This is a genomic window from Sulfuritalea sp., assembly GCF_031426875.1.
In the GTDB taxonomy this organism is placed as follows: domain Bacteria; phylum Pseudomonadota; class Gammaproteobacteria; order Burkholderiales; family Rhodocyclaceae; genus Sulfuritalea.
In genome coordinates, this window is record NZ_JASJPC010000018.1 from 116316 (window position 1) to 130704 (window position 14389).

Below are 14389 nucleotides of genomic sequence, written 5' to 3' on the forward strand. Positions count from 1 at the left end.
GGAGGATGGTCGCGTCGGCCGTGCCGGCTTGCGAGGCCGGCGACGGCAGTTCGCCGGCAAAAGAATTCCCGAAGGCCGGATTGCCGAACCGTACCAGAAGAAACTGACGGCATAATGCGGGAGGCGCGCAAGACCAAATGCAGACGGCGGCTCTGTTCGAGGAGAAGACATGGACATCACGCAACGACAATGGACGCCGGCGAATGGCTGGACGGTTTTGCCGGCGGGCTCGGACGCCGCGCAACTGGTGCTGGTATTCGGTGGCACGGCCCAGCTCGACGTCGACCGCTACAACGAACTGCATGCCGCCTATCCGGGGGCGCTGGTGGTCGGCTGCTCGACGGCCGGCGAGATAGCCGGCACCAGCGTCAGCGACGATACCCTGGTCGTGACGGCGGTCCGTTTTGCACACTCGCAAGTCCGTCTTGCCAGCGCGCGCGTGGAAGGTTCCGGCGATGACCGGCGGATAGGTTCGACCCTCGCGGCGCAGTTGCTTGGCCCCGGACTCGTACATGTCTTCGTGCTTTCCGATGGCCTCCATGTCAATGGCACGGAGCTCGCTGCCGGCCTTCAGGACGGTCTGCCGCCCGGCATCGCGGTGACCGGCGGGCTTTCCGGTGACGGCGCACGCTTCACTCGCACCTTGGTCGTCGCCGATGCACCGCCCGCCGAACGCGTGGTCGCCGCCATCGGTTTTTACGGCGAACGGCTCAGGGTCGGCTACGGCTCACTTGGCGGCTGGGATCCGTTCGGTCCCGACCGGCTGATCACGCGGTCCGTGGGCAATGTTCTCTACGAACTGGACGGGCAGCCGGCGCTGGCGCTTTACAAGCGCTATCTCGGGGAACACGCCGCCGGACTGCCGGCGTCCGGCTTGCTTTTCCCGCTTGCGCTGCGCGGCGCGGACGACACGGACACCGGGCTGGTACGAACCATACTTGCGGTCGACGAGGCGGACGGTTCGATGACCTTCGCCGGCGACGTTCCGCAGGGCACTCATGCGCGCCTGATGAAGGCGAACTTCGACCGCCTGATCGAAGGCGCGGCCGGCGCAGCACAGGCTTCGCGCCTGACTGCCGGTGCCGGGCTCGCCGTGCTGATCAGTTGTGTCGGCCGCAAGCTGGTGCTCGGACAGCGCATCGAGGAGGAGATCGAGGGTGTGCGCCGTGTGCTTGGGGACGGTGTGGCGCTGACCGGCTTCTATTCCTATGGCGAGATCTCGCCCTACGCGCCGACGGCACGCTGCGAACTACACAACCAGACGATGACCATTACCAGCTTCGCCGAGGACTGAATGCATCCCTTGCTGGAGCGCCAGATCAACCGATGTCTCGGTGGCGCGGATGGTTTGCCGGTGGGTTGGGCCGATTTTTTTGCCGCGGTCGGCGACGCCTACGCCCGCGGCGACGCGGACCGGCGAATGATAGAGCGCTCGCTGGACGAAATGTCGCAAGAGCTGACCGAACGCAACCGCGACCTGCGTGGGGAACTCGAGGCGCGCCGCGTGACCGAGAAAGCGCTGCTCGCGGAAAAGGCCGAGCAGACGGCTCTGATCCGGAAGCTCGAGGAAGCCCACAACCAGTTGCTGCAATCCGAGAAGCTGGCGTCGATCGGACAATTGGCGGCAGGTGTTGCCCATGAAATCAACAATCCCATCGGTTTTGTCAATTCCAATCTCGGCACGCTGGCCGAGTACGTGGAAAGCCTGTTGTCCGTACTGACGGCCTACGAGATCGAGTGCCCCCGTTGCGTCAGCCCGGAGGTGCAGCAACGCATCGACGCAGTCCGCGCGGCCGCTGAAATCGACTACCTGCGCAAGGATATCGGCCTCCTGCTTGCCGAATCGCGGGAAGGCTTGGCGCGTGTCAAGCGCATTGTCCAGGATCTCAAGGATTTCTCTCGCGTCGATGCCGGCGACTGGGAATGGGTAGACCTCCATCGGGGGCTCGACTCCACGCTCAACGTCGTCAATAACGAAATCAAGTACAAGGCCGACCTGGTGAAGGAATACGGCAGGCTGCCGCAGGTCGAATGCCTGGCTTCCCAGCTCAACCAGGTATTCATGAACCTCGTGGTCAATGCCGCGCATGCCATCGCGGACCGGGGGACGATTACGATTCGCACCGGCACCCAGGATGAAGACTGGGTCTGGATCGAAATCGCCGATACGGGTAGCGGGATTGCGCCCGAGAACATGAAGCGCATTTTCGATCCATTCTTCACCACCAAACCGGTGGGCCAAGGTACCGGCCTCGGCCTTTCGCTCAGCTACGGCATTGTCCGCAAGCACGGCGGACGCCTCGAAGTGGCAAGCGAGCCAGGCGTGGGCACCACGTTCAAGGTAATTTTGCCGGTGCGCGGTGTCAGGGAAGTGTCCGGAAACCTGCCGGGCGCGACGATTTCTTCACAAGCTTCGGGATGAGCGGCGCCGGCAGCCTGTCGGCCGGTCGTGCGCTGAGCAATTACCTCGAATCCTGGTCCAGGTCGGCCTTCCTGGCGATTTGGCCGGCTTCTGCCGGCGTGCGTGTCAGCCGCGCGTATTCGACTGCGCCGGGAACTCCGCCAGCTCGATTTTCGCCGCCGGCTTCCAGCCAGTCTTGCGGTGTTCGGCAACGACATTGGTGAAGATGCCGCCGCGCACGTAAAAGCGCGCGGTGAGGCGCATGAAGCGCGGCTTGGTGGCGCGCACCAGATCGTCGAGGATGCGGTTGGTGACGTCCTCGTGGAAATGCCCTTCCTCGCGGAAACTCCAGATGTAGAGCTTGAGGCTTTTCAGCTCGATGCAGACCTTGTCGGCGATGTAATCCAGCGTCAGCACGGCGAAATCCGGCTGTCCGGTCTTGGGGCACAGGCAGGTGAATTCGGGGATTTCCATGTGGATCTGGTAATCCCTGTGCGGCGCGGGGTTGGCGAAGGTTTCCAGCGCCTTGGCGCGGGTCGTGCTGGCTGGCTTTGGCATGCTGTCTGGCTGCGGGTAAGAGGGGCGGGACAGATTATAATGGCGCGGCTGCAAAGTCGCCTTTTCGCCATCATCTTTCCGGTTCAATCCCAGTGCGTCTAAACAAGCTGAAACTTTCGGGCTTCAAGTCGTTCGTGGAGCCCACCACGGTGCTGTTTCCCGGCCAGCTGGCGGGCGTGGTCGGTCCAAATGGATGCGGCAAGTCGAACATCATCGATGCCGTGCGCTGGGTGCTCGGCGAGTCGAAGGCCTCCGAGCTGCGCGGCGAGTCGATCCAGGACGTGATCTTCAAAGGGTCTGGCAACCGCAAGCAGGTCAGCCGCGCCAGCGTCGAACTGTATTTCGACAATGCCCAGGGCCGCGCGCAAGGCCAGTGGAGCCAGTACGCCGAAATCACGGTCAAGCGCCTGCTCGATCGCGAAGGCAATTCCAGCTACTACATCAACAACCTGCACGTGCGCCGCCGCGACGTGATCGATCTCTTCCTCGGCACCGGCCTGGGTCCGCGCGCCTACGCCATCATCGGCCAGGGCATGATCTCGCGCATCGTCGAGGCCAAGCCCGACGAGCTGCGCTTCTACCTCGAAGAAGCGGCCGGCGTCACCAAGTACAAGGAACGCCGCAAGGAAACCGAGCACCGCCTGGAAGATGCGCGCGAGAACATCGCCCGCGTCGATGACATCCGCAACGAGCTGGAAGCCCAGGTCGGCCATTTGCAGGCGCAGGCCACCGTGGCGCAGCAATACCGCGGCCTGCACGAGCAGGTGTCGAGGAAGCAGACCCTGCTCTGGCTCAAAAAGCGCAACGACGCCCGCAACGACGCCCAGCGCCTGGCGCGCCAGGTGGACGAGGCCGTCAATCGCGTCGAGGCCGAGACCGCGCAGCTGCGCGAAATCGAAGCGCGCGTCGAACATGCGCGCGAAAGCCATTTCTCCGCGTCGGACTCGCTGCACGCGGCGCAGGCCGAGATGTATGCGTCCAATACCGAAGTCAGCCGGCTCGAATCCGAAATCAGCCATCTGCGCGATTCGCGTTCGCGGCTGGAAGCGCGTCTGGCCCAGCTGGATGCCGAGGACGGCCATTGGCGCGCGCAGCAGCGCCAACTGGCTGAGGACGAAGCGCGCTGGAATCAGTTGCTGGAAAATTCGCGCGCGCGTTCCGCCACCGCCGCCGCACGCCACGAGGAAGCCGCCGCGCGCCTGCCTGATGCCGAGGATGCGCTGCAGGCCGCCGGCAGCGACGTCACCGAGGCGCGCCGCAGCCTGAGCGAAGCCGAGCAGTCATTGCGCCTGGCCGAAGCCGACCGCGGCCACGCCCAGCGCGCCCTGGAAAACCTGGCGCAGCGCCGCAGCCGGCTGGAACAGGACCGGCAGGCGCTGGGCGCGCCCGATCCGGCCTTGCTGGCCGCGTCCGAAGAGGCCGAAGCGCGCGCGGAAGCGGCGCTGGCCGTGGCCCAGGAGCGCCTGGCGACGTTGCAGGCCGCCGTTCCCACTGCCGAAGCGCAATTGCGTACCGCGCGCGAAGCCCTCCAGGCCGCGCATCGCAGCCTGACCGAAACCCGCGCCCGGCATGACGCGCTGGCGCATCTGCAGGCCAAGGTGGCGCAAAGCGGCGAGATCGGCGACTGGCTCAAGGCGCGCAATCTGGCCGACGCCAAACCGCTGTGGCAGTCCATCCAGGTCGAGGCCGGCTGGGAGACCGCGGTCGAAGCCGTGCTGCGCGAGCGTTTCTCGGCGCTCGCCGCCGATGCGGAAACTCTGCGTGCGGCCGTCGCGGCGCCCCCCCCGGCAATCCTGACGCTGGCCCTGGCCCGCGCTGCTGCCGCCAGCCCGGCGGCAACTGCCACCGACAGCCTGCGCGGCAAGGTGCGCTGCGAGGATGCGCGCTGGTCCGGCGTGCTCGACGAATGGCTGGCCGGGGTTTCGGTCGCCGAGGATCTCGGCGCAGAATTGCCGCTGGCTGCCGGCCAGCGCGTGTCGCGCGCCGGCCATCTGCTGACGCCTGCCGGCCTCACGCTGTATGTGCCGGATGCCAAGACGCATGGCGTCATCGAACGCCAGCGCGAGATCGATGAACTGGCTGCGCTGCTGGATGTGCGCGCGGCGGCCGAAGATGCGGCGCGCGAAGTGCAGCGCGCGGCCGAGCAGCAGTTGGCCGACGTCCAGGCGCAGCTCAGCGCGGCCCGGCGCGCGATGCAGGAGGCGCAACAGGCCTTCCACGCCGCTCAGGTCGAGGCCTTGAAGCTGGCCCAGGCGCAGGCGCGCTTCGAGGAGCGCTCGGCGCAGATCGACCGCGACCTGGCCGAGTTGCAGCGCCAGGACGAAACCGAACAGGCGCGGCGCGAGCGCGCCGAGAGCGAGGGCGAGTTGCAGCGCGAGCGCCTCGGCGAAGTGCGCGAACGCCTGGAACGCGCGCTGGAGATCCACAGGCAGAAGGATGCGGCCCTGCGCGAGGCGCGGGCACTCGAAATCCAGCTCGGGCGCGAGGCCCAGGAGGCCGGCTTCTCCGAGCGCGAGTGCCTGTCGAAACTGGAAGACAATGCGCGCGCCGCGACCACGGCGAGCAGCCAGTTGCAGCGCATCGAAGCCGAAACCGCCAGTGCGCGCACCGAGGTCGCCGGCATCAGCGACATGGTGCTGCAAGAGCAACTGCATGCCGCGCTGGATGCGAAGCAAGGCAAAGAGTTGGCGCTGGCGGAACGGCGCAACGTGCTCGAAACGGCGGCTGGCGAGCTGCGCAGCCTCGACGAACAGCGCCTCAGGCTGGAGCAGGGCGTGGTGCCGCTGCGCGACAAGATCAACGATCTGCGCCTCAAGGCACAGGCCTCGCAGATCAACGAAGAGCAGTTCCGCGAGCGCCTGGCCGAGGTGCACGTGGTGACCGAGGAAGACGAAACGCCTTTCGCCGAGGAACTGGCCACGGGCAAGCTGCGCGACAACCTGCTGCAAGCCGAAATTGCCAGCCTGACGGCGGAAGTCGAGGCGCTGGGTCCGGTCAATCTCGCGGCGCTGGAGGAACTGGCCACGGCCTCCGAACGCAAGGGTTTTCTCGATGCGCAGGCGGCCGACCTGAACGAGGCCATCGGCACACTGGAAAACGCGATCCGCCGCATCGATCACGAAACCCGCGACCAGTTGCAGCAGACCTACAACACCGTCAACATGCACTTCGGCACGCTGTTCCCGCAGCTCTTCGGCGGCGGCGAGGCACGGCTGATCCTGACCGGCGACGAGATTCTCGATGCCGGCATCCAGATCATGGCGCAGCCGCCGGGCAAGAAGAACACCACGATCCACTTGCTCTCCGGCGGCGAGAAGGCGCTGACCGCGATTGCGCTGGTGTTCGCGATTTTCAACCTGAACCCGGCGCCCTTCTGCATGCTCGACGAAGTAGATGCGCCGCTCGACGATTCGAACACCGTGCGCTTCTGCGAGATGGTCAAGCGCATGTCTACGCACACCCAGTTCGTCTTCATCTCGCACAACAAGATCGCCATGGAAATGGCCCAGCAGCTGATCGGCGTGACCATGCAGGAACAGGGCGTGTCGCGCGTCGTGGAAGTCGATATCGAAGAGGCGTTGCGCCTCGCCGTCGAACAGAAGGTGGCGTGAACATGGCAATCAGCGAACTGCAAATCGCATTGATCGGGGCCGGCGCGGTGGGTGTGGCCATGGTCTGGGGCTACAACGTCTGGCAGGACCGCCAGTACCGCAAGACCGCCGAGCGTATCTTCAACGGCGAGCAGGGCGATGCGCTGCCGGTGGCGGCGCCGGAGCTGCCGCGGGCGGTCGACGATGAACGGCGGGAACCTCATCTCGACGCCGGTCCGGATGCCGTGGCGCAAGGCGACGACGATCCCTACCCGACCGCTGCCGTGGACCTGGAGACCGACGAGGCGCAGGCCGCATCGGCATCGGCATCGGCACCGCCGCTGCCGGAAGACAGCGCCGACGAGATTGCCGATTGTGTGCTGCGTCTGACGGCAAGCGAAGCGATCGCGGCGCCTGTCGTCCTGGCCATGCAGAATGCCTGGGCGGGAGCGCTGGGCAAGCCGCTGCACTGGCTGGCGCGCAACGACGACGAGGCCTGGCGGCAGCTCGATGCGCAGGATGCGGAGCGCTACCGCGACTGGGCGGTCGCCCTGCAACTGGTCGATCGTCGCGGTGCCGTTTCGGCTGAAGAGTTGACGAGCTTCTTCGACGGTGCGCAACAGATTGCGCAGCATATGGGCGCGGCCCTGGACCTCCCTGTATTCGACGAAACCCTGCTGCACGCCGCCAGGCTCGACGAATTCTGCGCCGGCGTGGACATCCAGTTCGTGCTGCATGTGGTCGAAGCCACCGGCGGCGTCTTCGCCGGCACCAAGCTGCGCGGCGTGGCCGAAGCGGCGGGCCTGGTGCTCGAAGCCGACGGCGTATTCCGCGCCCGCGACGAGGCCGGCGGCGAACTGTTCACCGTGGCCAATCTCGGCAATGAGCCGCTCGCTGCCGATACCCTCGCGGCACTGTCCACGCATGGCCTGACGCTGAGCCTCGACGTGCCGCGCGTCGCCGACGGCGTCGCCGCCTTCGGTCGCATGTTGGCAATGGCGCGCCAATTGACCACGGCCCTGGGCGGCGTGCTGGTCGATGCGCAACGCGCACCGCTGTCGCAGGCGATGATCGATGCGATCGGCGCCAAGACCGCGGAACTCCAGCAGACCATGCGCGACGCTGGCATCGAGCCCGGCAGCGTGCGGGCGCTGCGCCTCTTTTCCTGATGTCCGTGCCGGAGGCAGCGGCGCGCGCCGCGGCCCTGCGCCGCGAGATCGAGCAGCACAACCATGCCTATTACGTGCTCGACGCGCCGACCATTCCGGACGCCGAATACGACAGGCTGTTCCGCGAACTGCAGGACATCGAGGCCGCGCATCCGCAACTGTTGAGCATGGATTCGCCGACGCAGCGGGTCGGCGGCAAACCCTTGCCCGAGTTCTTGCCGGTGCGCCATGTCGTGCCGATGCTGTCGATCCGCACCGAGACCGACACCGAGCCTTCGGGGGCACGCGCCTTCGATGCTCGCGTGCGCCGCGAATTGGGTCTGGCCGAAGGCGATGCCGCGATCGAGTATGCGGCCGAACTCAAGTTCGACGGCCTCGCCATCAACCTGCGCTACGAGGACGGCGTGCTGGTGCAGGCCGCGACGCGCGGCGACGGCGAAACCGGCGAGGACGTGACGCAGAACATCCGCACCGTGCGGCGCATTCCGCTGCGCTTGACGGGCGAGGCGCAGCCGGTGCTGGAAGTGCGCGGCGAAGTATTCATCAGCCGGCCCGACTTCGAGCGCTACAACGAAAAACAGCGTGCATCGGGGCGGCCGACGCTGGTCAATCCGCGCAACGGCGCCGCCGGCAGCATCCGCCAGCTCGATCCTGCCATGGCCGCCGAGCGGCCCTTGTCCTTCTATGCCTATGGCCTGGGCGAGACGCGCGGCTGGGACCAGCCGCCGACCCACGCCGGCGTGCTCGATGCGCTGGCCGCTTGCGGCCTGCCGGTGTGCGAGCACCGCGCGGTGGTGCAGGGCGCCGAGGGCCTGATCGCCTTCCATGCGCGCATGCGCGAGGCGCGCGACCGCCTGCCCTTCGACATCGACGGCGTGGTGTACAAGGTCAATTCGCTGGAACTGCAGCAGCGCCTCGGCTTCGTCACGCGCGAACCGCGCTGGGCCGTGGCGCACAAGTACCCGGCCGAGGAGGCGCTGACCACGGTCGAGGCGATCGAACTGCAGGTCGGCCGCACCGGCGCCATCACGCCGGTGGCACGCCTGGCGCCGGTGTTCGTCGGTGGCGTGACGTTAACCAATGCCACCTTGCACAACGAGGGCGAGGCGCGACGCAAGGACGTGCGCATCGGCGATACGGTGGTCGTGCGCCGTGCCGGCGACGTGATTCCCGAGGTGGTGTCGGTGGTCGTGGACCAGCGGCCGATGAAGGAGGGCGGCGAGCCGCTGCATGCTCCGTTTGAAATGCCGGCGACCTGTCCGGTTTGCCGCTCTGCCGTTGAAAAGCCGGAGGACGAGGCCATCGCGCGCTGCACCGGCGGCCTGTTCTGTCCGGCGCAGCGCAAGCGGGCGCTGCTGCATTTCGCCGGGCGGCGCGCGCTGGACATCGAGGGCCTGGGCGACAAGCTGATGGAGCAACTGGTCGATCATGCCATCGTCAAGACGCCGGCCGACCTCTACAAGCTCGGCTTGCTGGCCATGGTCAATCTCGAACGCATGGCCGAGAAATCCGCGGCCAACATCCTGGCCGCGATCGAGAAGAGCAAGCACACCACCCTGGTGCGCTTCATTTTCGCGCTGGGCATACGCAATGTCGGCGAGACGACGGCGAAGGACCTGGCGCGCCACTTCGGCAATCTCGATGCGTTGATGGCGGCCGATCTCGATCGCCTGCAGCAGGTGCCCGACGTCGGGCCGGTGGTGGCGGCGTCGATCGTCCGCTTCTTCGCCGAGCCGCACAACATCGAGGTGATCGAGCAGTTGCGCGCGGCCGGGGTGAACTGGACCGAAGGCGAGTCGGCCGCGGTGGTGAATTCGCCGATCGCCGGCAAGACCTTCGTCCTCACCGGCACGCTGCCGACGCTGACGCGCGACGAGGCGAAGGACATGATCGAGGCGCTGGGCGGCAAGGTGGCCGGCTCGGTGTCGAAGAAGACCGATTACGTGGTGGCCGGCGCGGAAGCCGGTTCCAAGCTCGACAAGGCGCAGGCCCTGGGGCTTAGCATTCTGGACGAGGCGCAATTCAGGGAGTTGGTTTCGTCATGAGCACCCTCGTATCGCACGCGATGGCGGCAAAAATGGAGGTGGTCACAAATTGTGATCACCCCGCCATGGAGTCGATTTCGTCGTGAGCACTATCATTCCGGAAACCGTGGCCAGCCGAATTCTGTTGCTGCGCGGCCAGCGCGTGATGCTGGATGCCGATCTGGCTGATTTGTACGGTGTTGAAACCAGAGCCTTGAATCAGGCCGTAAAGCGCAATGCTGAGCGCTTTCCTGGCGACTTCATGTTTCAATTGGATGCGAACGAAAAAGCCGAGGTGGTCGCAAATTGCGACCACCTCGCTCGACTCAAGTTTTCGCCGTCGTTGCCCTACGCCTTCACCGAGCACGGTGCGCTGATGCTCGGCAACGTGCTGAAGTCATCGCGTGCCGTCGAAGTCAGTCTGTTGGTGGTGCGTGCCTTCGTCCAGATTCGGGAAATGCTCTCCGCGCACAAGGATATATCCACCAAGCTCGATCAAATGGAACGCAAGCTCTCCAGCCACGATCAGGCCATCGCCGGCCTGATCGACGCCATTCGACAACTGATGAACCCACCGGCGCCTGCCCGTCGCGGCATCGGCTTCACCGCCAATATCGATTCCAAGCCAAGGAACAAAAAATGAAAACGAAGTTTCAGCGAAGGCTAATGCCGGAATCATCGGCGTTAAGCGCAGCGGCCGTAGCTAAAAAAGTCACCAGAGGTTCCAAATGAAAAAAGTTACCAAGGCGGTCTTTCCCGTCGCGGGCCTCGGCACGCGCTTCTTGCCGGCGACCAAGGCCAGCCCCAAGGAAATGATGCCGATCGTCGACAAGCCGCTGATCCAGTACGCGGTGGAGGAGGCGGTGGCCGCCGGCATCACCGACATGATCTTCGTCACCGGCCGTTCCAAGCGCGCGATCGAGGACCATTTCGACAAGGCCTATGAGTTGGAGAGCGAACTCGAGCAGCGCGGCAAGACCGAGTTGCTGGAGTTCGTGCGCGGCATGATCCCGAAGAACATCAACTGCATCTACATCCGCCAGCCGGAGGCGCTCGGGCTGGGCCATGCGGTGCTCTGCGCCTATCCGGCGGTGGGCAACGAGCCCTTCGCGGTGCTGCTGGCCGACGACCTGATCGACGGCGAGCCGCCGGTCATGAAGCAGATGGTGGATGTGTATGACTACTACCGCACTTCGGTGATCGGCGTGCAGCAGGTGCCGCGCGAAGACACCGGCAGCTATGGCATCGTGGATAGCAAGCCGATGAACGAGACGCTGGAGCAGATCGTGCGCATCGTCGAAAAGCCCAAGCCCGAGGAGGCGCCGTCCACCCTGGCGGTGGTCGGCCGCTACGTGCTGACGCCGCGCATCTTTCACCACCTGGCCAACATCGGCAAGGGCTCCGGCGGCGAGATCCAGCTCACCGACGGCATTGCCGCGCTGCTGGAGGAGGAGCAGGTGCTGGCCTATCGCTACAAGGGCACCCGCTACGACTGCGGCTCCAAGCTCGGCTATCTCGAAGCGACCGTGGCCTTCGGCCTGCGCCATCCCGAAATCGGCGAAGCCTTTGCCGCCAGCTTGAAGCGCATGGCATGAGCGCTCCGCACGGCCGCCCGCAGGGGCGAAGGCGGGGTTTCGCGAAGCACTGCTTCGCGCCGCCGGAGCCGGCCGGCTGTGCAAAGCCGGCCGTGGACCGCCAGTCATCACACGGAGCCGCGCAGCGGCGAACCATTGTCACCCCCTCGCTTGGCGAGGGGGCTGGGGGGAGGGTAGTCCAATGAGCCCGCAGGAAGCGCAGAAGATTTTCGACGAGGCCGACCTGCTGTGTTCGGCCGAAGAGTCGGCGCTGGCGGTACGGCGCGTGGCGGCCGAGATCACGGCGCGCCTGGCCGACGCCAATCCGCTGGTGCTGGCGGTGATGGGCGGTGCCGTGGTATTCACCGGCCAACTCCTGCCGCAACTGATTTTTCCTCTGGATTTCGATTACCTGCATGTCACGCGCTACGGCGACGTCACCAGCGGCGGCGAACTGGAATGGATCGTCAAGCCACGGTCCAACGTCGCGGGGCGCGTGGTGCTGGTGGTGGACGATATTCTCGACGAAGGCGTGACCATGGCCGAGGTGGTCCGCCGTCTGCGGCAACAAGGCGCCAGCGAGGTATTCAGCGCCGTCTTTGCCGACAAGAATCTCGGCCGTGCCAAGCCGGTTGCGGCCGATTTCGTCGGCGTGCATCTGCCGAATCGCTACGTCTTCGGCTACGGCATGGACGTCAAGGGCGCGTGGCGCAACCTGCCGGCGGTCTATGCGGTGAAGGGCCTGTAGCGCGGCTGGCATCGGCGCAACACATTCGTCGCGCAAAGCCGTGCAGGGCTTGCAACTTGCGCAGAATTAATGGAACAATGCGGCTTTCCAAACCGAAGGGGAATTCGATGAACAAGAGCGAACTGATTGAAGCAGTAGCCGAGCGTGCCGAGCTTTCCAAGGCCGCGGTCAACAAGGCCATCGATGCCTTGACCGAAGTGATTACCTCCGTAATTTCAAAAGGCAATCCGGTTGCGCTGATTGGATTCGGTACCTTCAAGGCGGTCAATCGCGCCGCTCGCACCGGCAAGAACCCGAAGACGGGTGCACCCCTGAAGATCGCCGCCAAGGCGGTTCCGAAGTTTTCCGCCGGCGCTGGCCTGAAGGCCGCCGTTGCCGGCAAGAAGCCCGCTGCCGCCAAGAAACCCGCCGCTGCAAAGAAGCCTGCCGCCAAGCCGGCAGCAAAGAAGCCGGCCGCCAAGAAGAAGTAAGCCGCCCGCTCCAATGTCCCTCGGGGAGACCATCCCCGGTTGAATGCCCGGGACATGACAAGGGCAACCCGCGGGTTGCCCTTGTTTTCTGGAATAGTGCTTTTCCCTCCGGATCGTCGTGATGCCATCGAAAGAAGAACTGGAAGCCAAAGTCAGGCACTTTGCCAACTCGGTCTTTGTGATCGGTTCGGGCATCCTGATGTTTGCCGCCAGCCTGTTGCAGCCGCTGTCCATGGCTTTGCTGGATGGGGCTGCCGGAGAGCAGGCCAGCTACATTCTGGCCACGGTCCTGATTCTCGCGCTGGCGTCGAAGAGGCCGGCCCTTGCGCTCTATGCCGCCGAAAGGCAATGCCGCAAATATGGCCACGCCGTCAGCGAAGCTGCGCCGACCTGCAGCCGCTGTCTGCAGCCTGTCGCCACGGCAGCCAGGGACTGAAGCACCGACGGGCCTGCGCTTCGCGCCGGCCTGCGTTCTTCCTGCCTAGTAGTCAGTCATCAAGGAAAAGGCGCATTCTCTGTAGGAGCGAGCTTGCTCGCGATAAGCCGTTGTCGCGAGCAAGCTCGCTCCTGCATCCATCGGTTTCAACATGTCTGCGTACTAGTCGAGCACGTTGGAGACCAGGCCGTCGGCCAGCTTGGGCTCGAACCAGGTGGATTTCGGCGGCATCACCTCGTTGCTGTCGGCCACTGCCATCAGCTGATCCATGCTGGTGGGATGGAGGGCGAAGGCCACCGCCATCTCGCCCGAGTCGACGCGCCTTTCCAGTTCGGTCAGGCCGCGGATGCCGCCGACGAAGTCGATGCGCTTGTCGCGGCGCAGGTCGGCAATGCCCAGCAGCGGCGCCAGCACATGGTGCGACAGCAGCGAGACATCGAGGCGCGCCACCGGATCCTCGGGAATCAGCTCGGGTTTGATGCGCAGCCTGCGCCAGCGCCCGGCCAGGTACATGCCGAACTCGCCGGGACAGGAGGGATGCGCGCGGCCGGCGCTGTCCTCGACCGTGAAGGCGGCGGCGAGGCGGGTCGCCAGCGCCAACTCTTCGAGGCCATTGAGGTCCTTGACGACGCGGTTGTAGTCGAGAATCTTCATCTGGTGATGGGGGAAGATCACCGACAGGAAGGAGTCGGCGGACGATACGCGTCCCTGCTGGTGGCGTGCGGCGGCGACACGCGAGGCGGCGGCCGAGCGGTGATGGCCGTCGGCGATGTAGAGCGCCTTCATGGCGTCGAAAGTTGCCGTGATCGCCGCGATCTGCGCGGCGTCGGTCAGGACCCAGATCTGATGGCGGATGCCGTCGTCGGCGACGACATCGGCGGCCGGCGCGCCTTGCGCGATGGCGGCGATCTGCGCATCGGCCGTGCTCGATGCCGGGTAGGCCAGCAGCACCGGACCGGTCTGGGCGTTGAGCGCCTCGATCTGGCGCACGCGGTCGTCTTCCTTGTCGGGCCGGGTGAACTCGTGCTTGCGGATGCGGTTGCTGTCGTAGTCGGCGACGTTCGCGGCGGCCACCAGGCCGGTCTGCACATGGTCGCCGGCCTTGTCGTCACCCATGCCGGGCATGGTCAGCCGGTAAGCGTAGTAGCAGGGCGCGGCGTCCCTGGCCAGCACCCCGGCGGCGAGCATCTTCTGCAGGTTTTCGGCAGCCTTGGCATATACCGCCGGCGCATAGGGATCCATGTCCGGCGGCAGGTCGATTTCCGGCTTGGAAATGTGCAGGAAGGACCAGGGCTTGCCCGCGGCGCGGACTCTCGCTTCGTCGCTGGAGAGGACATCGTAGGGTGGCGCGGCGATGGCGCCGGCCTGGCCGGCGGCAGGGCGCAGGCCGCGAAAGGCTCGAATCAGGCTCATGGGGAT

At 65.7% G+C, this 14389-nt stretch carries 11 protein-coding genes and 1 pseudogene; 10 read left to right on the forward strand and 2 right to left on the reverse strand.

Annotation, left to right across the window (positions count from 1 at the left end):
- The first annotated feature begins 169 nt into the window (after positions 1–169).
- Positions 170–1294 (forward strand): FIST signal transduction protein, encoded by a 1125-nt coding sequence (locus RMO95_RS08155; protein ID WP_310450116.1) that lies wholly within the window; start codon positions 170–172, stop codon positions 1292–1294.
- Positions 1295–2422, forward strand: coding sequence for an ATP-binding protein (locus tag RMO95_RS08160; protein WP_310450117.1), 1128 nt, complete (start codon positions 1295–1297; stop codon positions 2420–2422).
- A gap of 105 nt (positions 2423–2527) precedes the next feature.
- Here the strand turns inward: RMO95_RS08160 and queF are convergent, their stop codons facing one another.
- On the reverse strand, positions 2528–2959 hold the full coding sequence (gene queF, locus RMO95_RS08165) for a preQ(1) synthase (protein ID WP_310450118.1): 432 nt from the start codon (positions 2957–2959) through the stop codon (positions 2528–2530).
- Between the two features lie 92 nt (positions 2960–3051).
- Between queF and smc the strand changes: the two genes are divergently transcribed.
- From smc to RMO95_RS08205, 8 genes and pseudogenes are all read left to right on the forward strand, one after another.
- On the forward strand, positions 3052–6570 hold the full coding sequence (gene smc / locus RMO95_RS08170; RefSeq protein WP_310450119.1) for a chromosome segregation protein SMC: 3519 nt from the start codon (positions 3052–3054) through the stop codon (positions 6568–6570).
- A 2-nt stretch (positions 6571–6572) separates the two neighbouring features.
- Positions 6573–7718, forward strand: a complete 1146-nt coding sequence (locus RMO95_RS08175; protein ID WP_310450120.1) for a cell division protein ZipA C-terminal FtsZ-binding domain-containing protein — start codon at positions 6573–6575, stop codon at positions 7716–7718.
- Positions 7718–9763 (forward strand): NAD-dependent DNA ligase LigA, encoded by a 2046-nt coding sequence (ligA, locus tag RMO95_RS08180; protein ID WP_310450121.1) that lies wholly within the window; start codon positions 7718–7720, stop codon positions 9761–9763. Before RMO95_RS08175 ends, ligA begins: the two co-directional genes overlap by 1 nt.
- An 82-nt stretch (positions 9764–9845) precedes the next feature.
- Complete coding sequence (locus tag RMO95_RS08185; protein WP_310450122.1) at positions 9846–10385, forward strand: ORF6N domain-containing protein; 540 nt, start codon at positions 9846–9848, stop codon at positions 10383–10385.
- 85 nt (positions 10386–10470) lie between these two features.
- Positions 10471–11337: a UTP--glucose-1-phosphate uridylyltransferase GalU gene (gene galU, locus RMO95_RS08190; protein ID WP_310450123.1), complete on the forward strand. Its 867-nt coding sequence runs from the start codon at positions 10471–10473 to the stop codon at positions 11335–11337.
- 181 nt (positions 11338–11518) lie between these two features.
- Positions 11519–12064 (forward strand): hypoxanthine-guanine phosphoribosyltransferase, encoded by a 546-nt coding sequence (locus RMO95_RS08195; RefSeq protein ID WP_310450124.1) that lies wholly within the window; start codon positions 11519–11521, stop codon positions 12062–12064.
- A gap of 107 nt (positions 12065–12171) precedes the next feature.
- Positions 12172–12438 (forward strand): annotated as a pseudogene (locus RMO95_RS08200) (HU family DNA-binding protein); the annotation flags it as partial.
- A 217-nt stretch (positions 12439–12655) separates the two neighbouring features.
- Positions 12656–12970, forward strand: coding sequence for a hypothetical protein (locus RMO95_RS08205; protein WP_310450125.1), 315 nt, complete (start codon positions 12656–12658; stop codon positions 12968–12970).
- A gap of 162 nt (positions 12971–13132) precedes the next feature.
- On the opposite strand, the gene RMO95_RS08210 is transcribed toward RMO95_RS08205, so the two are convergent.
- Positions 13133–14383 carry a DUF1015 domain-containing protein gene (locus RMO95_RS08210; RefSeq protein WP_310450126.1) on the reverse strand — a complete coding sequence of 417 codons (1251 nt, stop codon included), beginning with the start codon at positions 14381–14383 and terminating at the stop codon, positions 13133–13135.
- Between the last annotated feature and the right edge of the window lie 6 nt (positions 14384–14389).

Bases quoted from the DNA above. Each gene is read 5' to 3' on its own strand.
- RMO95_RS08155 (WP_310450116.1), top strand. From the start codon at position 170: ATGGACATCACGCAACGACAATGGACGCCGGCGAATGGCTGGACGGTT.
- RMO95_RS08160 (WP_310450117.1), top strand. From the start codon at position 1,295: ATGCATCCCTTGCTGGAGCGCCAGATCAACCGATGTCTCGGTGGCGCG.
- queF (WP_310450118.1), bottom strand. From the start codon at position 2,959: ATGCCAAAGCCAGCCAGCACGACCCGCGCCAAGGCGCTGGAAACCTTC.
- RMO95_RS08175 (WP_310450120.1), top strand. From the start codon at position 6,573: ATGGCAATCAGCGAACTGCAAATCGCATTGATCGGGGCCGGCGCGGTG.
- ligA (WP_310450121.1), top strand. From the start codon at position 7,718: ATGTCCGTGCCGGAGGCAGCGGCGCGCGCCGCGGCCCTGCGCCGCGAG.
- galU (WP_310450123.1), top strand. From the start codon at position 10,471: ATGAAAAAAGTTACCAAGGCGGTCTTTCCCGTCGCGGGCCTCGGCACG.
- RMO95_RS08195 (WP_310450124.1), top strand. From the start codon at position 11,519: ATGAGCCCGCAGGAAGCGCAGAAGATTTTCGACGAGGCCGACCTGCTG.
- RMO95_RS08205 (WP_310450125.1), top strand. From the start codon at position 12,656: ATGCCATCGAAAGAAGAACTGGAAGCCAAAGTCAGGCACTTTGCCAAC.
- RMO95_RS08210 (WP_310450126.1), bottom strand. From the start codon at position 14,383: ATGAGCCTGATTCGAGCCTTTCGCGGCCTGCGCCCTGCCGCCGGCCAG.